The organism is Embleya sp. NBC_00888, from assembly GCF_045207655.1.
Lineage (GTDB): Bacteria > Actinomycetota > Actinomycetes > Streptomycetales > Streptomycetaceae > Embleya.
This window is the reverse complement of sequence record NZ_CP108784.1, coordinates 6472900-6490721: the sequence shown is the minus strand read 5'-3', so window position 1 is coordinate 6490721 and position 17822 is coordinate 6472900. Positions and strand designations below refer to the sequence as shown.

Sequence of the window (17822 nt, the reverse complement as noted above, 5' to 3'; positions counted from 1 at the left end):
GGGAAGGCACTTGCCAGACCCGACGTTCCGGCGCGTGGGTGCCACTCGGCCGTCCTTCGTACGGTGCTCGATCCCGGGGGTCGCTTGGTGGACTACGACTTCTTCACGAGTCACGTCGCCGACCACGATCCCAAGTGGGCGGCCCGCTTTCACGACGACGTCGAGGCCGAACTGCGGCGCGGGAGGGAGCGGGTGCGCGCGGCGATCCGATTGCAGCCGACCTTCGGCCCGATCCAGGTGCCGGACGGCGACCCGCCCGCGCAGGCGCGCGCGATGGTCGCGCTGTGTTCGGACGACTACTTCGAGGACCTGGACTGCGGGCGCGACTGGGCGGTGTTCACCGACCGGTTGCGTCGACACGAGTCGATCGTCGGTGTCGCGCCGCCGAATCTGATCGCGGTGCCCTGGACCACGCTCGAACAACCGCCGCCGGACGCCGTGGGCACGATCGAGTGGCCGGTCGGGATCGCCGGACCGGGCCGCGGCCCGGGCGTGTTCGACATGCTGCGGCTGGGCGGCATCCGCGACCTGGGGTACGTGCGCGCGGTGCGCGCGGTCGCCGACCGGGTGGCCGAGGCGTTGCGCCACCGGCTGGCGCCGCTGACCGTCGTCGAGGCGGACGAGGTCGAGCCGATGTTCGGCAGCCACGAGGCCGGGACGCGCACGCTGCCCGAGGCGCCGCGCCGCCTGCCGATCCTGGAGCCGGTCCCCCCGGCCCGCACCGACCTGGTGATCAGCTATGTGGGCAACGACCTGGCCTGGGCGGACTGGGTCAGCGAGGTGCTCACCTTCGAGGACTACCGGGTCTCGCTGAGCCGTTGGGACTGGAGCGCGGGCGAGAGCTTCGGCAAGGCGATGGGCCGCGCGCGCGGCCTGGGCGAACACGTGCTCGCGCTGTTCTCCGAGCACTACTTCGAGGCCAGACGGCTGGCCATGGACGAGTGGGAGGAGGCGCTGGGCGACGCGGGCACCGGCGGCAGGCTGCTGCCGATCGTGATCGGCAGCACCCAGGTACCGTCGATGTTCCGCGGCGTTCGACCGGTCGACCTGACCGAGGCGGACGCGGTCGGGCAGCGTGACCTGCTCGTCGACGCGGTGCACCGGTTCGCGCCGTTGCCCGCGCGGAATCCGGGGTCCTCCTGAACGTGTCGGACCCGATACCCCCGCCACCGCCGCCACCGAGACCGGCGCGACCGCCCAGGATTCCGCCTCCGCCCCCACCGCGCTCGCCCACGGACAATCCGCCGGTGTGGCATGTCCCGGGCGCCAGAGGCCGGTTCTACGGGCGTGACAGCACCCTCGCCGACCTGCGCACGCTGATGCAGGTCGAACACCGGGTGGTGCTGCGCCCGCAGGACGACCTGCCCGGCATGGGCACCACCCACCTGGCCCGCGAGTACGCCTACCGGCACCGGCACCTGTACGACGTGGTGTGGTGGTTCGACTGTGCCGCCCGGGCCGGCGAGAGCGGCGTCGCGTTCGTGCATCGGGCGCTCGGCCAACTGGCCGACCTGGGCCGGCGGGTCGACCAGCAGGTCGGTCCCGGGCACGAACTGCGCTCGCGTGAGGGCTGGTTACTGGTCTTCGACGAGGTGGACCGGCCCGGACTGATCGGCGAGATGATCCCGACCGGTCCCGGCCACGTGCTGATCACCAGCACCGATCCGCTGGCCCGCCACCTGGGCACCACGGTCGATCTGCCGCCGCTGGACCGGGGTTCCTCGGTGCTGATGCTCTTCGACGCGCATCGCGGATTCGAGCTGGAGATGGTCACCGCCGAGGCGATCGCCGCGTTCGTGGGCGATCGACCGGCCGCGATCGCCCGGGTCGCCGAACTGTTCGCCTCCGGCGAGGTGTCGCCGGAGGTGACGCTGGAACTGCTGCGCTTCGGCAACATGGCCAAGCTGTCCCGGACCATCCCGCAGAACCAGGTGGTCTACCTCGCCGACCTGTTCCTGGCGGTACGCGGCCTGCGCGCGCCGGACACGTGGTCGATCTGGCTGGATTTATCCGAGGACTACCTCGAACACCAGTTGCTGCACCGGCACATGACCGACGCGCGGTCGATGCTTCTGCACATGATCCGAACCCTGGTCAACGGGCCGGAGCCGATCCATTCGCTGCAGTGCCTGTGCCGCGCGCTGCACGACGTGTTGCCCAACACCCAGGGCGTCGAGGAGGTCTGTCGCGCGATCGAGAACCTGCCCGGCTGAACGGGTGGTTCCGCCCACCCTTCCGGCCGAGCGGCCGAATCCGGCCGGCGGGTGCGCGATGCTGGTGCCCATGGCGAACGACGGGGAGCACGGGGGCGACGCGGTGCGCTACTTCATCAGCCACGCCGGTTCGGACACCGCCTGGGCGGAGTGGATCGCGGGCCAACTCCTGCAGGACGGCCTGGAGGTCGAACTCGACGCGTGGGACTGGGCCACGGGCGAGAACCTGACCACCCTGGTCAGTCGCGCGCTGGACAACGCGGGACACATGATCGCGCTGTTCTCCCCGGCGTACTTCGTGGCGGAGCGCTGGACCACCGTCGAGTGGACCGCGATGTCGGACGCGCTGCGCGGCAGCGGGCGCCGGCTGATCCCGCTCGTGGTGCACGAGTTGGACCGCGAGGCGATCCCGTCCGTGCTGCGGCCGTTGCTGCGCAAGACGCTGTACGGCAAGTCCGAGGAGGACGCGCGCGAGGAGCTGATGACGGCCGTCCACGGGCCGTCCCGGCCGACCGCGCCACCGGCGTTCCCGGCCCCGCGCACCGGCGGAACGGGCGGCATGGGCGGCACGGTCCCGGCGGCGCCCGCGCCCCGGCTGCCGGCCGCGCCCGTGCTCCGGCGCACGATCACGGCCGGGCAGATCCGGGCGCTGACCGACGCGATCCTGGCGGTGCCCAGGATCGCCCGCACCGACCTGTGGAACCTGTGGCTGGATCTGGCCGAGAGCTACTACGAACACCCTTTGCCCCGCGAGCAGATCGCCGCGCCGCGGATCATGCTGCTGCGGCTGATCCACGACCTGTCCACGCTCGCCGAGCCGGCACCGGCGCGCGCGCTGGACGCTCTGGTGCGGGCGCTGGAGGACGTACAGCCGACCGGACCGGAGATCGAGCACGTCCGCGCGTTGCTGGCCGAGCTGACCCGCCCGGCCGACTCGGCCGAACAGCCCTCCTGAGCAAAGGCCGCGCGGCCGCTCACTTGCCGAGTCGAATCCGCCGAACCGGCGTCAATCTCCGTACGCGGCACGCCGGCGCCGCTCGTAGGCCCGCCGCCAGCCCGCCCGCCACAGCAGGGCCGTGCCGGGCGGGATCCAGCGCAGCACGCGCCGCCGCTCGGCGTCCGTGGCGTGGTGCAGGTGGAAGGCGACGAGCGCGGGCAGGTCGCGGCCCCAGACCCGCACCGTGCGGGTCGGCATCCGTCCGTCGGGCGTGGCCCGCACGTGCAGGCGCATCAGCGGGAACAACTGGTGTTCCTCGGCCAGGCTGTGTCGGGCCACGAGGTCGTACAACCGCCCGATCGCGGGCGAGCGGTCGCGCAGCGGCACGCTCGGATCGGCGGCGCGGCGCATCGCGTCCTCCAGGGCCGAGTGGTCCACCTGGAACGCGGTCACGGTGCGGGCGGCGCGCGGCGAGCCGGCGCGCACCCACGGGTACAGCACGGTGTGTTCCTCGCGGTGATGCGCGCGCAGGAAGCGCAGCACCAGGGCGAGATGCTCCTCGACCGCCCGCACGCGCAGGATGTCGACCGGATCGAGGTTTCGGGTCACCTCGGTCAGTCGGGCCAATTCCTCACGCAGACCGCGGTGCGCGACGTAGCCGGGAGTGAGGTCGAGCGTGGGGGCGCGGGAGGGGGTTCGGGTGGGAGACGCGGGTGAAACGGTGGTCGTCGACACGGGGGCCGCCTCGGAGGCATGGAAAGGGGGAGCCTCACACCGTAAGGGCACGTGATAGGTGTTCCGCACCGATGCAAGGAGATTTCCGGCCATTCCCCTTCGACGCCCGTTTCCGGTCCGATACCGGCCGAGCCGATACCGAACCGGAACGTCGGTTGTCGTTTTTCTTGCGCCCCGTCCGCGCGCTACTTCTTCAGGTTCGGGATGGTCCAGTCGATCGGCTTGTGCCCCATGGTCTCGAGCGCGGCGTCGATCTGGGAGAACGGCTTGCTGCCGTGGAAGAGCTTCGCGGACAACGGCGAGGGGTGCGCGCCCTGCACGATGGTGTGCTTGGCGGTGTCGATCAGCGCCGCCTTCTTCTTCGCGTGCCCGCCCCACAGCACGAACACCACCGGTTCGTCCCGGTCGTTCACCGCCTTGATCACCGCGTCGGTGAACTTCTCCCAACCGCGGCCCTTGTGCGACGCGGCCTCGTGCGCGCGCACGGTGAGCACCGTGTTCATCAGCAGCACGCCCTGACGCGCCCACGGCATCAGGTAGCCGTTGTCCGGGATGGGCAGGCCGATGTCGGCGTGCATCTCCTTGTAGATGTTGCGCAGCGACGGCGGGATCCGCACCTCGGGCCGCACCGAGAAGCACATGCCGTGCGCCTGGTTGTCGTCGTGGTACGGGTCCTGCCCGACGACGAACACCCGGACGTCCTCATACGGCGTCGCCTCCAGCGCCGCGAAGACCTCTTCGTCCGGCGGGAAGATCTGGTGTTCCTTGCGTTCCGCGTCCACGTACGCGGTCAGCTCGGCGTAGTAGGGCTTCGCCAACTCCTCCGCGAGCACGGGCTGCCAGGACTCGGGCAACGTCTGCACAGCAAGAACCTCCACACGAGGGCGCAACGCCCATGGATCCAAGTGGGATCCAACGTAGCCGCTCGCCCGGACACCCCGGCCCGCACCCAGTGGATCGGTGCGGGCCGAGCCGACCGAAGTGTGACGTGTCGACCGTCTCGTCCGCGTTGCGCTCGACGCCCTCGCCCCCGGCGCACGGGCGGACGGCCTCGTCGCGCTTACGCCTCGACGGTCTCGTCCGGCTTCGGGTCCGGCTTGTAGCACAGCTTCATCAGCAGCGCGGCGTTCGCGACGCCGACGCCGGCCGCGAACAGCGCCGGGCGCAGGCCCGACCTCTTGCGGCCGATCAGCGCGTCCACCGAGTACTTGCCGTTGCCCAGCGCGGCCAGCGCGACCGCGGCGCCGCCGACGACCGCGGTGTACTCCCAGCCGCCCTTGAAGACGAAGAAGCCCTTGCCCTTGTGGTCGGTCGCCGCGGCGACGCTCATCAGGCCCACCGTCGCCGCCGCCGGCAGCGGGTTGGCCACGCCGAGCGCTATACCGACGCCGGCCGCCATCTCGGTGCCGGCCGCGAGGCGCGCGTGCACCTCGGCGGGCTTGAGCCCGAGCGATTCGAACCAACCGGTGGTGCCCGCGAGGCCGCCGGGGCCGGCGACCTTGTTGTAGCCGTGCGCGAAGAGCATCGGACCGAGCGTCGCGCGCAGCACGAGCGCAGCCACATCGCGGCCTTCGGCCGCCGCCGCGACCTTATTCTTCCTGCCGAACATTGCCCACCTCATCAACTGACGCATCGTCACATTCGTGTGGGCAACCTACCCGAACACCCGGCCCGGGCGAGGACCGGGCGGCCCGGAACCGGTCGCCTCACCCGCCGGACGGAGCGATCCCGGCCCGCTCGACATCCGCGACCGAAACGACCTCGACCTCGGCGTCGACACCGGCACCGGCACCGGCACCGGCACCGGCCATCCTGGGCACCACGACGGGTGTGCCGTCGCCCGGCGCGCGCAGGATGTCCGCGTCCACGTCGTACAACGCCCGCACCAGCGCCGCGTCGACGACCTCGCGAGGCGGTCCGGAGGCGACCACCCGACCGTCGCGCATGGCGACCAGCACGTCCGCGTATCGGGCCGCCGACGGCAGGTCGTGCAGCACCATCACCACCGTGCGCCCACCCGCCGCCACCTGTCGGACCAGGCCCAGCACCTCCACCGCGTGCCCCAGATCCAGCGCCGAGGTCGGTTCGTCGAGGAGCATCACCGGCGCCTCCTGCGCGATCACCATGGCGACCCAGCAGCGCTGCCGTTGCCCGCCGGAGAGCCGGTCCACCCGCCGATCGGCCAAGTCGAGTACACCGGTCGCGGTCAGCGCGTCCCGGCAGACCCGCTCGTCCGCGCGCGACCACTGGCGGAACAGTCCCTGGTGCGGATGCCGGCCGTAGCGCACCAGGCCGGCCACCGTGACCGCCTCCGGTGCCGTCGGGTTCTGCGGCAACAGCCCGACCCGGTGCGCGGCCTGACGCGGCTTCAGCCGCCAGATGTCGTCGCCGCCGACGGTGACCCGACCCGAATCCGGCTTGTGCAGGCGGGCGATCGAGCGCAGCAGGGTGGACTTGCCGCAACCGTTGGGCCCGACGATCGCGACGACACTGCCGGCGGCCACCGCCAGATCCACACCCGACACGGCGCGATGCCCCGGATAACCGGCGTGCAGATCTTCCACGAGCAGTTCCATGGGCGGACCCTCCCGACCGTACACAGCGAATGTAAGGCGAGGCTAACCTAAGCGATCGTGCCGCCGGCACCGCCGGCCCGGTCAGCGGCTCCCGATCTCCCGGAACCACTGGGCGCCGACCCGCCCGGTCCGGTCCGCGAACAGCAGCGCGTCCCGGCCGTGCCACGCGAGCGCGGTCACCGGCGCCGAGACGTGCCGGCGGGCCAGCGGGGTCGGCGCCTTGCGGGCCGAGCCGGCACGCACGTCCCACACCACGAGCATGCCGTCGCCGCCCGAGGTGGCCATCAGTCCACCGCCGCCCGGCCGCCAACTCGGCACGCACGCGTGCGGTTGAGCGGGCAACCGGCGCGGGCGCGGGCGCACCCGGCCACCGCGGGCGGCGAGGTCCCACACGGTCAGTCCGGCCGAATCCTCGGCGGCGAGTCGGTGTCCGCCGCAATCGAGCGCGAGCCCGGTCACCGGCGCGCCGCCGACCGCGCCGAGGTCCTCGTGCGTACCGCCCGCGCCGCGGATGTGCACACCCGGCGCGTCGCCCGCCGCGCACAACCACGCCCCGTCCGGCGCCCCCGCGAGCACCCGCACCGGAATCGGGTAGGTCCACACGTTCGTCCGCCCGCGCGGCCCGTACATGTGCACCTCGCCGCCGAGCGCGACCGCCAGCCCGCCGACCGAGTCGACCCAGACCACGTCGTCCACCTGGACCGGGCCGTCCACGGCGCGCCACGACTCGGTCCCGGTGTCGCCCGCGTAGACGCGTACCGCGCCGCCGAAGGACACCGCGCACCGATTGCCCGCGGACCACGCGAAGCGCGCGGGCAGGCCCGGTGTGCGCATCAGCAGCGCACCGTCGGTGACCCGCCACAGCGCGTACCCGGTGGGGCCGGCGAGCGCGACCACGGTGCCGTCGGGCGAGAAGCCGGCGCGGTACACCCCACCGGGCAACACGATCCGGCCCTGGAGTTGCCCGGTCGCCGCGTCCAGCAGCCGAACCCCGCCGGCGGCTCCCGCGACCACGCACAATCCACCCGACAACGCGACGGCGGACGGTACGTCGTCGATCCCGTGCTCCCAGCCCAGCCCCGTACGTGTCGCCATGACAGTCATCGCGGCTCCCTTGTTCGCGGGGCGATCCTTGCGCCTTCGTGTTTCGACCAGGAAAACTCTCAGGTCGAGGCCGGTTTCCCTGGGTTCGGCGAGTCTGCTAGTAAGACGACCGGACCTGTTCGCCGATGGATCGGATGACACCGTTGAGGACCCTCGAAGGCACGGCGTCGACCGCGGCGGACATCGCGGGCGCCAGTGGGAACGAGCCGACGATCCTGGTCGCGGGCCTGATCCTGGTCGCGGCCGGCGCCCTGCTCGCGCTCGCGGGCCGCCGCCGGTTCGCGGACGACCCGGACGCGGCGGAGGACGGGTACGACGAGGACCTCGCCGACCCCGCCGCCGCCCCCGTCCCGGCGACCGCCGCCGCGCCCGTGCCGGTGCCCGTGGCGGGCGGCCGAGCGGCGGAACGACCGGCTACGGAACCGGAGTCGACGGACCCGGCCACGGTGCGGACGGAGGGCGCTCCCGCGGCGGGATCGGCAACCGCGAAGCCGGACACGTCGGACGCGAGCGCGCCGGAGCCGGACAAGGGCGAGCCGGGTGAAGCGGCCGACGAGCCGACACCTGCTTCGAAGCCGGACCCGGATTCCGCGCGCGAGCCCGGGTCGGAGCGGGACCGGAACCAGGCCCCGGCAGCCCCGGACCCGGATCAGGGCCCGGATCAACGCCCGGATCAACGCCGGGAACCGGAGCCGACGACCGAGTCCATACCGGAGCAGCCGACGGCCGACGGCGAGGCCGATGCCAAGACCGACCCGAAGTCCCCACCGACGCAGGCGTCCAAGCCCGGAATCGACCCGAAGTCCCCACCCGCGCAGGCGTCCAAGCCCGACACCGACCCGAAGTCCCCACCGAAGCCCGGGACTACGTCCGAGGCCGAGCCCGCGATCACCCTCACCGCCGAGGCGACGTCGGGACCCGATGCCGATCCGCAGACCGACCCCACTCCGCCGGCCGACCCCGAGTCCGCGCCCGAATCCGGCCCGGACAAAGGCCTCTGACTCGTCGTCACCTCACCGCCCGGCAACCCCCGAGCGGTGAGGCGACACGCCGCACGTCATACCCGCGACCCCGCCCCCGCGCCCGACGCCGGACTCGGCGACCCGCGCACCTCCCCGCCCGCGCTCACCCGCGCGCAACGCCGCCCGTGTGCGCCACGTCGCCCGTACGCTCCGGCGCGAGTTCGTTCCTCGGCCACTCGCGTCCCTCGACGTTCTCGACCGACCGGTTGAACCGGGTCAGCACCTCGAACAGTTCGCGCCGCTCGCCCTCGTCCCAGGACGCCAGGACACGTTCCAGACCGTGGCAGTGCGTCGCCCGCTCCCCCGCGAGCCGTTCCGCGCCGCCCTCGGTGATCCGCAGCTTGCGGGCGAGCCCGCCGTCCGGGTCCGCGATCCGCTCCGCGTCGCCGGCCCGCAGCAGCGCGGCCACCTGGCGATTCACCGTGGAGGTGTCGAGCCGAAACGCTTCTGCGAGTTGCCCGATCGACATCGGCCCCTCGACCTCCAGGCGGGTCAGCAGCAGGTAGGCGGACCGCTCCATGCCGTCACCCCGCCGCTTGCCCATGACGTGGTGCCGAGCGATCAGCATCAGCTCCCGCTCGATCCCTTCCAACACGTCCACTCCCGCCTTCACACCAATGCGCCGTCCCCACGACCCTAGCGCTCACCCCAGGTCATGTGCACGATACACATGATGTGTATCGTGCACATTCGTCGACCACGGCAGGTCGACCGCGCCAGGTCGCCCACAGCAGGTCGACCGCAACATTCACCCGGCGAACCCTGGAGGCAGTCCGTGACCGGTCCGAGCGGCATATCCGAGCCGAGCCCGGCGGGCGCTCCCGCCCACCCGCCCGGACCTGTGGACCGGGCCGGATCGGTGGTGGCGGTGCTGGCCTTCTGCGGCGTGGTCGTGGCGCTCATGCAGACCCTGGTCGTACCGCTGCTGCCCGACCTGCCCAGGCTGCTCGACACCTCGCCCGCCAACGCGTCCTGGGTGGTCACCGCGACCCTGCTCTCCGGCGCGGTCTGCACCCCGGTGATGGGCAGGCTCGGCGACATGTTCGGCAAGCGCCGGATCCTGATCGTCAGCCTGGGCCTGATGGTCGTCGGCTCCGTGTTGTGCGCGCTGTCGGACTCGCTGCTCCCGATGGTGATCGGCCGCCTCCTCCAGGGCGCGTCGTTCGGCGTGATTCCGCTCGGCATCAGCATCATGCGCGACGAACTCCCGCCCGCGAAGCTGGGCTCCTCGATCGCGCTGATGAGCGCGACGCTGGGGATCGGCGGCGCGATCGGGCTGCCGGTGGCCGCGCTGATCGCGCAGCACGCCGACTGGCACATGATGTTCTGGGCGGCCGGCGCGATCGGCGCGTTGGACGTCGTGCTGGTGCTGCTCCTGGTACCCGAGTCGCCGGTCCGCCTGCCGGGCCGCTTCGACTTCGCCGGTGCGGCGGGCCTGTCCGTCGGGTTGGTCGCGCTCCTGCTCGTGATCACCAAGGGCGCCGACTGGGGCTGGGGCGGCGCGACCACACTGGGCCTGCTCGCGGTCGCGGTCGTCGTACTGCTCGGCTGGGGATGGCTCGAACTGCGGACCGCGCAACCGCTGGTGGACCTGCGCATATCGGCAAGGCCGCAGGTGTTGTTCACCAACCTCGCCTCGGTCGTGGTCGGCTTCGCGATGTTCGCCCAGTCGCTGGTGTTCCCGCAGGTGCTGATGAACCCGGAGAACACCGGTTACGGGCTGGGCAGGAGCATGGTCGTCGCGGGTCTGTGCATGGCGCCGTCCGGCATCGTGATGATGCTGGTGTCCCCGCTGTCCGCGCGGCTGTCCGCCGCCTACGGGCCGAAGGTCTCGCTGCTGGTGGGCACCCTGGTGATCGCGATCGGCTACGCGCTCTCGGTGTTCATGCTCGACGCGCTGTGGAAGATCGTCGCGATGACGGTGGTCTCGGCACTCGGCGTCGCGCTGGCGTACGCGGCGATGCCGTCGCTGATCATGCAGGCCGTACCGATCGGCGAGACCGGTTCGGCGACCGGTCTGAACACGCTGATGCGCTCGATCGGCACCTCGACCTCCAGCGCGGTGATCGGCGTCGTGCTGGCGAACATGACGATGCGCGCGGGCGGACGCGAGTTCCCCTCGCACGACGCGTTCGTGACCGCGTTGTGGTTGGGTTGCGGAGCGGCCGTCCTGGGCCTGCTCGTGGCGCTGTTCATCCCCGGACGCAAACCGGTCGAAGCCGCGCACATCCCGGCGCCGAAGCGAACGGACGACGCCGAGGCGGTCCCGACAGCCGGCTGAAGGCTCGGTGATTCCCCCGTCACACATGGCCAGAACCCGCCCGGGTAGCCGATGCTCGTAAGTCTCACCCCGGCGCCGACCACACCCTTGGGAGACCGCCACCCCGACTCCGCCTCTCGACAGGGAGACACGATGAGCCTTCCCACCTTCCGCGGATCACGCTCCTCCGCACCCGATCCGGCCCCCGGAAGCGGGTGGACCACCGAGACCGACTGGCAGCGGCAATCGTTGCCGAGCGCGCTGCCCGAGGACTGGCCGATCCTGGCCGGCGGTCTCGTGGTGGTCGCGGCGCACCCGGAGGACGCGCTCCTGGGTGTGGGCGGGCTCATCTCCCGTGCGGTGGCGGAGGGTTCGCGGGTGCGGGTGGTCAGCGTGACCGACGGCGACGCGTCCCATCCGGGCAGCCGCTTACCGGGCTCCGTACTCGCCGCCCGCCGGGTGCGCGAGTCCGACCGCGCGTTCGCCACGATCGTCGGCAATCCCGGCGGGGTGGCCCCGGTCGAGGTGATCCGGCTGCGCGTCCCGGACCGTACGGTGAGTACGCACGAACGCGACGTGGTGGACCGGCTGATCCCACTCGTCGCCGACTTCGCGCTGTGCGTGAGCAATTGGCGCGAGGACGGCCTCGCCGATCACGAGAGCACCGGGCGCGCGGCCGACGTCGCGGCCCGCGAGACCGGCGTCGCACTGCTGGAGTTCCCGCTGCGGATGTGGCAGTGGGCGCGACCGCAGGACAGCCGGGTGCCCTGGAGCCGGGCCCTGCGCGTCGACCTGACCGAGGTGCAACAGGCGCGCAAGGAACGGGCGTTGTCCTGCCTGGCCTCGCAGATAGCGCCGCTGGTCCCGGGCCGCGACGACCGGGTGCCGCTGCCCCCGGAGAAACTCGCCTACTTCCGCCGCCCCTTCGAGGTGGTCTTCCGCTGACCCGCCGGACGCCGAGGCCGAACGGCCGGCGAGCAGGCGGGCCGGCGGGCCCGCCGCCCCGCCTCACACCGCGAAGCTCTCGCGTCCGGTCGTCAGGCCCTCCCGGAGCACCTTCAGGGTGTGCGTGAGCAGGCGCGAGACGTGCATCTGGGAGATGCCCAGGCGTTCGCCGATCTGGGCCTGGGTCAGGTCGCCGGTGAACCGCAGCGCGAGGATGGTCCGCTCGCGCTGCGGGAGGCCTGCGATCAGCGGCTTGAGCGACTCGCGGTACTCGACCAGGTCGAGCGCGTGGTCGTCGCGCCCCATCCGTTCGCCGACCGTGACGGCGTCGCCGTAGGCGGACTCGTCGAGCGAGGAGGCGCTGTACGCCGAACACGCCGCGAGTCCCTCCGCCACCTGTGCCTCGCTCAGGTCGAGCCGCCGCGCCAACTCGGCGGCGCACGGCTCGCGGCCGAGGTCGGCGGTCAACGCGTCGTTGGCCCGCATCAGTTCCCCCCGCAGTTCACGCAGCCGGCGCGGTACCCGCACGGCCCAGGACGTGTCCCGGAAGAAGCGCTTGATCTCGCCCGCGATGGTGGGCATCGCGTACGCCAGGAAGCCGGTCTCCCGGCCGCCGTCGTAGCCGTCGATCGCCTTGATCAGGCCGATCGTGCCGACCTGGAGGATGTCCTCCATCGGCTCGGCCCGGCGCCGGTAGCGTCCGGCGGCATGGCGCACGAGCGGCATGTTCAGCGCGACCAGGCATCCGCGCAGTTCGCTGTGTGTACGGGTGCCGGGTTCGGTACGGGCCAGCAGGCACAACATGCGCTCCCCGAGGTCGCGCGCCGCCATCGGGGCCAAGCCCTCGATCAGGATCGGCTCGGCGAGCACCTCGTCGACGCTCGGGACACCTTCCCGCGCCTCCTCGGCGACGCCGTCGTGCGCGATCCTGCGGTCGAGCCGAACGCTCATGCGCGTTCCCCTTCCCGAGTCGAGCCTACGCCTGGCGGCTTCTCGGCCCGCCGGCGAACAAACCTCTGGCTGCCACCGGGAAGGGGAACGCGCCCGGTCGGCGAACCGGGCGCGCGGGTGGTCAGCCCGGGATCATCAGTCGTTCGCGCAGCGACGCCAGGGTCCGGGCGAGAAGGCGGGACACGTGCATCTGCGAGATGCCGATCCGCTCACCGATCTGCGCCTGGGTCAGGTTGCCGTAGAACCGCATGACCAGGATGGCGCGCTCGCGCTGCGGCAGTTCGGCCAGCAGCGGGCGCAGTGCCTCGCGGTACTCGACCAGATCGAGCGCGTGGTCCTCGGAGCCGAGCCGGTCGCCGACCGTCTCCTGACCGTCCGCGTCGCCGTAGGCGGTCTCGTCGAGTGAGGTCGCGGTGTACACCGTGCAGGCGTCCAGTCCTTCGAGCACCTCCTCCTCGGTGATGCACAACCGCTCGGAGAGTTCGCGCGGCGTGGGCGTGCGGCCGTGCAGCGCGGTCAGTTCGTCGGTGGCGCGCAGCAGTTCGGTGCGCAGTTCGCGCAGCCGGCGCGGCACCCGCACGGACCACGAGGTGTCCCGGAAGAAGCGCTTGATCTCGCCGATGATGGTCGGCATCGCGTAGGCCATGAAGCTGCTGCCGCGATCCGCCTCGTAGCGGTCGATCGCCTTGATCAGGCCGATCGTGCCGACCTGGACGATGTCCTCGACCGGCTCACCGCGGCGCCGGTAGCGCCCGGCGGCGTGCCGGACCATCGGCAGGTTCAGCTCGACGAGCAGTCCGCGCAGGTACGAGTGGTCCACGGTGCCCGGTTCCAGCGTGGCGAGCCGGGCGAGCATCAGATCGCCCGCCGCCCGGGCCATCGGCGTGGGCAGCCGGGTGACCAGGTGCGGGTGGGCCAGCAGGTCGTCCAGATCGACGGTCGGTGGTGGCGGGGGTGCGGCGGCGCGGGGTTCCGCGGTCGTGTCGAGGGTGCTCAGGCGCACGGCCATGCAGGGTCTCCCAATCCGGATGGATGGACACCGATAACCCCGAGCGACATCGAGTCTGTGACCTGAAGCACAGGAAGATCAAGAGCCCTCCGGGGGTACGTCCTGACGTCAGGATCGCGACATGCGGCCCCACCTCGGGAAACGACGGACCGACGAAACGGAAAAAACGAGCGAAAGCAGCCCATACGGCGCAGTGAAATCGGACATGAGGCAATCAAACGTCTGCCAAACGTGTCCGAAAAGCGCCACGAACCACCACCCGAATGCTCGGGTGGTGGTTCGTGTGGTTCGGGCCGGTCGAGAAAACGATCGAGTTGGTCCGGATTCGATCGGCTTCGACCCGCTCGGATCGCTCCGCCGCGGATCGGGCCGGGTCAGCCCAGTTCGAGCAGCAGGTCGCCGGCCTCGACCGAGGACACCGCACCGATCGCCAACCGGGCCACGGTGCCCGCGCTCTGCGCGGTGATCGACGCCTCCATCTTCATCGCCTCGATGGTCGCCACCGTGCCGCCGGCCTCGACCTCGTCGCCCACGGCCACCTGGAGGGTGACCACACCGCTGAACGGCGCGGCCACGTGCTTCGGGTTGTCCGGGTTGGCCCGCTCGCTCTCCGGACGGGCCGGCTTGACCGAGCGGTCGCGCACCGAGAGCACCCGCGGCTGACCGTTCATCCGGCAGTACACGGTGCGGAAGCCGCGCTCGTCGGCGTCGCCGACCGCCTCGACCGCGAGGTAGAGCGAGACCCCCGTGGACAACTTGATGGCCAGTTCCTCGCCCTGGACCAGGCCGTACAGGAACGGCACGGTCGGCACCGCGGAGACGTCGCCGTACAGCCGCTCGGCCTCGTCGTAGTCCTTGGCCGGGCCGGGGAACAGCAGTCGGTTGAGCGTGTCGCGCAGTTCGTCGCCGTCCAGCGCGGCGTCCTGCTCCGGGGTCAGCTCCACCGTGCGCGCCGCGCTCGCGGTGCGGCCCGCGAGGGCGCGGGTGCGGAACGGCTCGGGCCAGCCGCCGGGCGGGGTGCCCAGCTCGCCCTGGAGGAAGCCGATCACCGAGTCCGGCACGTCGAACGCGCCGGGGTCGGCCTCGAACTTGGCCGGATCGGCGCCCACCGCGCTCAGGTGCAGCGCGAGGTCGCCGACCACCTTGCTGGACGGGGTGACCTTGACGATGTTGCCCAGGATCCGGTTCGACGCCGCGTAGGCGTCCTCGATGTCCTCGAACTTGTGGCCCAGGCCCAGTGCGATGGCCTGCTGGCGCAGGTTGGAGAGCTGGCCGCCGGGGATCTCGTGCCGGTAGACCCGGCCGGTGGGCGCGGGCAGGCCGGACTCGAACGGCGCGTACGCCTCGCGCACCGCCGCCCAGTAGGGCTCCAGCGCGCACAGCGCGTCCAGGGACAGGCCGGTGGCGCGCTCGGTGTAGTCGGTCGCGGCCACGATCGCGGACAGCGGCGGCTGGCTGGTGGTCCCGGCCAGCGCGGCCGAGGCGCCGTCGATCGCGTCGACCCCCGCCTCGACGGCGGCGAGGTAGGTGGCCAACTGGCCGCCGGCGGTGTCGTGGGTGTGCAGGTGCACCGGGAGGTCGAAGCGCTCGCGCAGCGCCCCGATCAGGGTGCGCGCGGCGGGTGCCCGGAGCAGGCCGGCCATGTCCTTGACGCACAACACGTGCACGCCGGCCTCGACCAGTTGCTCGGCGAGCCGCAGGTAGTAGTCCAGCGTGTACAACTTCTCGGCCGGGTTGGACAGGTCGCCAGTGTAGCACAGAGTGCCCTCGGCGATCGCGTGCGTGCCGAGCGTGGCCTCGATCGCCGGACGCATCGCCTCGATGTCGTTGAGCGCGTCGAAGATGCGGAACACGTCGATGCCGGTGCGGGCGGCCTCCTCGACGAACCGCACGCACACCTTGTCGGGGTACGGCGTGTACCCGACGGTGTTGCGACCGCGCAGCAACATCTGGATGTTGAGGTTGGGCATGCCCTCGCGCAGCGCCGCCAGGCGGTGCCACGGGTCCTCCTTGAGGAAGCGCAGCGCGACGTCGTAGGTCGCGCCGCCCCACGCCTCGACGCTGAGCAGCTCCGGCGTCAGCCGCGCGACGTAGGGCGCCGCGGCGGCCAGGTCGTAGGTGCGCACCCGGGTCGCCAGCAGCGACTGGTGCGCGTCGCGGAAGGTGGTGTCGGTGATCGCCAGCGCGCTCTGCTCGCGCAGCGCCCGGGCGAACCCGGCCGCGCCCAGCTCCAGGAGCCGGTCCCGGCTGCCCGTGGGCAGGTCGCCGGTGGGCAGCTCGGGCAGCTTGGTGCGCGGGACGGCGATGCTCGGGGTCGGGCCGTACGGGCGGTTGACCGTGACGTCGGCCAGGTAGGCCAGCAGCCGGGTGCCGCGGTCGGCACCCGGGCGGGAGCGGACCAGCTCGGGGTGCTCGTCGATGAACGACGTGGTGATCCGGCCCTGGCGGAAGGCCGGGTCCTCGAGCACGGCCTGCAGGAACGGAATGTTGGTCGCGACACCGCGGATGCGGAACTCGGCCACCGCGCGCCGGGCCCGGTTGACCGCGTCGCCGAAGGTCCGGCCCCGGCAGGTCAGCTTGACCAGCATCGAGTCGAAGTAGGGCAGCACCTCGGCGCCGGTGTAGGTACCGCCGTCCAGGCGCACGCCCGCGCCGCCGGGCGAGCGGTAGGCGGACACGGTGCCGGTGTCCGGGCGGAAGTCGGCCGCGGGGTCCTCGGTGGTGATCCGGCACTGCAGGGCCGCGCCCTGGATCCGGATCTCGCTCTGCACCAGCCCGAGATCGCTCAGGCTCGCGCCGGAGGCGACCCGCAACTGGGCCTGCACCAGGTCGACTCCGGTGATCTCCTCGGTGACCGTGTGCTCGACCTGGATGCGCGGGTTCATCTCGATGAACACGTACCGGCCGCGCTCGTCGAGCAGGAACTCCACGGTGCCCGCGTTGCGGTAGCCCACGGCCTCCGCGAAGCGCACCGCGTCGGCGCAGATCCGGTCCCGCAGTTCGGGGTCCAGGTTGGGCGCGGGCGCGATCTCGACGACCTTCTGGTGCCGCCGCTGCATCGAGCAGTCCCGCTCGTACAGGTGCACGACGCCGCCGTCGGCACCGGCCAGGATCTGGACCTCGATGTGGCGCGGGCGGATCACCGCCTCTTCCAGGAAGACGGTGGGGTCGCCGAAGGCGGTCTGCGCCTCGCGCATCGCGGTCTCGATCGAGGAGCGCAGGTCCTCGCGGCGGTCCACCTTGCGCAGCCCTCGGCCACCACCGCCGGCGGCGGCCTTGACGAAGATCGGGAAGCCGATCGTGTCCGCGGCGGCCACCAGCGCGTCCACGTCGTCCTGCGGCGGCGCGGTCTGCAGCGTGGGCAGCCCGGCGCCCTTCGCGGCCTCGAGCGCGCGCACCTTGTTGCCCGCGAGCGAGAGCACCTCGGCCGAGGGGCCGACGAAGGTGATCCCGTTGGCCTCGCACGCCTCGGCGAGCAGCGGGTTCTCGGACAGGAAGCCGTAGCCGGGGTAGATCGCGTCGGCACCGCACGCGATCGCCGCGCCGACGATCGTGTCGACGTCGAGGTAGGCGCGCAGCGGATGACCCCGCTCGCCGATCTCGTAACTCTCGTCCGCCTTCTGGCGATGCAGCGAGTGCCGGTCCTCGTACGCGTAGACGGCGACCGTGGTGATGTCGAGCTCGGTGGCGGCGCGCAGGGCGCGCACGGCGATTTCGCCTCGGTTGGCCACCAACAGCTTACGGATCACGAGCTACGTACCTCCTTGCCCGGGGTGTCCGGGTGCGGGGGAAATCGGACGGGTGCCTCGGGACGACAGAGTGCCGTGCCCTTGGTGGAGCGGCGGCATCGGGGTCGAACCTGCGTGACTTTAGGACACGTGTGCAGGTGCCCCGCAGGCCCGGTCCACATGCCGGGCACATCGGACCCGACCGAATTCCCGGCCCCACCTGCGGATTCCGGGTTCGTCGGGGGTGGTGTGAGCTTGATCGCAGCCCGCATCGCGAGACGCGGCGGCATTGTCGCGCCGCTCGGAAGCCGCGACGATTTGTGCGGGACCGCACCGCGGACC

General features: G+C 72.0%; 15 protein-coding genes. 6 read left to right on the top strand and 9 right to left on the bottom strand.

The window, feature by feature from the left end; all coding sequences use genetic code 11:
* Positions 1 to 63 precede the first annotated feature (63 nt).
* The 3 genes from OG948_RS27715 (at position 64) to OG948_RS27705 (ending at position 3168) form a co-directional block, all read left to right on the top strand.
* On the top strand, positions 64 to 1143 hold the full coding sequence (locus OG948_RS27715; RefSeq protein ID WP_406299042.1) for a TIR domain-containing protein: 1080 nt from the start codon (positions 64 to 66) through the stop codon (positions 1141 to 1143).
* 104 nt (positions 1144 to 1247) lie between these two features.
* Positions 1248 to 2213: an effector-associated domain 2-containing protein gene (locus OG948_RS27710; RefSeq protein ID WP_406299041.1), complete on the top strand. Its 966-nt coding sequence runs from the start codon at positions 1248 to 1250 to the stop codon at positions 2211 to 2213.
* Between the two features lie 70 nt (positions 2214 to 2283).
* On the top strand, positions 2284 to 3168 hold the full coding sequence (locus OG948_RS27705; RefSeq protein WP_406299040.1) for a TIR domain-containing protein: 885 nt from the start codon (positions 2284 to 2286) through the stop codon (positions 3166 to 3168).
* A gap of 51 nt (positions 3169 to 3219) precedes the next feature.
* Here the strand turns inward: OG948_RS27705 and OG948_RS27700 are convergent, their stop codons facing one another.
* The 5 genes from OG948_RS27700 to OG948_RS27680 form a co-directional block, all read right to left on the bottom strand.
* Positions 3220 to 3885 carry a hemerythrin domain-containing protein gene (locus tag OG948_RS27700; RefSeq protein ID WP_406299039.1) on the bottom strand — a complete coding sequence of 222 codons (666 nt, stop codon included), beginning with the start codon at positions 3883 to 3885 and terminating at the stop codon, positions 3220 to 3222.
* Positions 3886 to 4070: 185 nt separating this feature from the next.
* A complete protein-coding gene (locus OG948_RS27695; RefSeq protein ID WP_406299038.1) occupies positions 4071 to 4748 on the bottom strand; it encodes a uracil-DNA glycosylase in 678 nt (225 codons plus the stop codon).
* 197 nt (positions 4749 to 4945) lie between these two features.
* Positions 4946 to 5494, bottom strand: coding sequence for a DoxX family protein (locus tag OG948_RS27690; protein WP_395859652.1), 549 nt, complete (start codon positions 5492 to 5494; stop codon positions 4946 to 4948).
* 97 nt (positions 5495 to 5591) lie between these two features.
* On the bottom strand, positions 5592 to 6461 hold the full coding sequence (locus OG948_RS27685) for an ABC transporter ATP-binding protein (protein WP_406299037.1): 870 nt from the start codon (positions 6459 to 6461) through the stop codon (positions 5592 to 5594).
* A gap of 81 nt (positions 6462 to 6542) precedes the next feature.
* Positions 6543 to 7565, bottom strand: a complete 1023-nt coding sequence (locus tag OG948_RS27680) for a WD40 repeat domain-containing protein (RefSeq protein ID WP_406299036.1) — start codon at positions 7563 to 7565, stop codon at positions 6543 to 6545.
* A gap of 134 nt (positions 7566 to 7699) precedes the next feature.
* Between OG948_RS27680 and OG948_RS27675 the strand changes: the two genes are divergently transcribed.
* Complete coding sequence (locus OG948_RS27675) at positions 7700 to 8566, top strand: hypothetical protein (RefSeq protein ID WP_406299035.1); 867 nt, start codon at positions 7700 to 7702, stop codon at positions 8564 to 8566.
* 124 nt (positions 8567 to 8690) lie between these two features.
* On the opposite strand, the gene OG948_RS27670 is transcribed toward OG948_RS27675, so the two are convergent.
* Complete coding sequence (locus tag OG948_RS27670) at positions 8691 to 9155, bottom strand: MarR family winged helix-turn-helix transcriptional regulator (RefSeq protein WP_395859909.1); 465 nt, start codon at positions 9153 to 9155, stop codon at positions 8691 to 8693.
* Positions 9156 to 9488: 333 nt separating this feature from the next.
* On the opposite strand from OG948_RS27670, the gene OG948_RS27665 reads away from it, so the two are divergent.
* Positions 9489 to 10868, top strand: coding sequence for an MFS transporter (locus tag OG948_RS27665; protein WP_406300357.1), 1380 nt, complete (start codon positions 9489 to 9491; stop codon positions 10866 to 10868).
* A gap of 132 nt (positions 10869 to 11000) precedes the next feature.
* Positions 11001 to 11792: a PIG-L deacetylase family protein gene (locus OG948_RS27660; protein WP_406299034.1), complete on the top strand. Its 792-nt coding sequence runs from the start codon at positions 11001 to 11003 to the stop codon at positions 11790 to 11792.
* 63 nt (positions 11793 to 11855) lie between these two features.
* Here the strand turns inward: OG948_RS27660 and OG948_RS27655 are convergent, their stop codons facing one another.
* From OG948_RS27655 to OG948_RS27645, 3 genes are all read right to left on the bottom strand, one after another.
* Complete coding sequence (locus tag OG948_RS27655) at positions 11856 to 12743, bottom strand: SigB/SigF/SigG family RNA polymerase sigma factor (protein WP_406299033.1); 888 nt, start codon at positions 12741 to 12743, stop codon at positions 11856 to 11858.
* 121 nt (positions 12744 to 12864) lie between these two features.
* Complete coding sequence (locus OG948_RS27650; RefSeq protein WP_395859658.1) at positions 12865 to 13752, bottom strand: RNA polymerase sigma factor SigF; 888 nt, start codon at positions 13750 to 13752, stop codon at positions 12865 to 12867.
* A 374-nt stretch (positions 13753 to 14126) separates the two neighbouring features.
* Positions 14127 to 17501 (bottom strand): pyruvate carboxylase, encoded by a 3375-nt coding sequence (locus tag OG948_RS27645; RefSeq protein WP_406299032.1) that lies wholly within the window; start codon positions 17499 to 17501, stop codon positions 14127 to 14129.
* Between the last annotated feature and the right edge of the window lie 321 nt (positions 17502 to 17822).

Bases quoted from the DNA above. Each gene is read 5' to 3' on its own strand.
- OG948_RS27705 (WP_406299040.1), top strand. From the start codon at position 2,284: ATGGCGAACGACGGGGAGCACGGGGGCGACGCGGTGCGCTACTTCATC.
- OG948_RS27690 (WP_395859652.1), bottom strand. From the start codon at position 5,494: ATGTTCGGCAGGAAGAATAAGGTCGCGGCGGCGGCCGAAGGCCGCGAT.
- OG948_RS27685 (WP_406299037.1), bottom strand. From the start codon at position 6,461: ATGGAACTGCTCGTGGAAGATCTGCACGCCGGTTATCCGGGGCATCGC.
- OG948_RS27680 (WP_406299036.1), bottom strand. From the start codon at position 7,565: ATGACTGTCATGGCGACACGTACGGGGCTGGGCTGGGAGCACGGGATC.
- OG948_RS27675 (WP_406299035.1), top strand. From the start codon at position 7,700: ATGACACCGTTGAGGACCCTCGAAGGCACGGCGTCGACCGCGGCGGAC.
- OG948_RS27670 (WP_395859909.1), bottom strand. From the start codon at position 9,155: ATGCTGATCGCTCGGCACCACGTCATGGGCAAGCGGCGGGGTGACGGC.
- OG948_RS27665 (WP_406300357.1), top strand. From the start codon at position 9,489: ATGCAGACCCTGGTCGTACCGCTGCTGCCCGACCTGCCCAGGCTGCTC.
- OG948_RS27660 (WP_406299034.1), top strand. From the start codon at position 11,001: ATGAGCCTTCCCACCTTCCGCGGATCACGCTCCTCCGCACCCGATCCG.
- OG948_RS27655 (WP_406299033.1), bottom strand. From the start codon at position 12,743: ATGAGCGTTCGGCTCGACCGCAGGATCGCGCACGACGGCGTCGCCGAG.
- OG948_RS27650 (WP_395859658.1), bottom strand. From the start codon at position 13,752: ATGGCCGTGCGCCTGAGCACCCTCGACACGACCGCGGAACCCCGCGCC.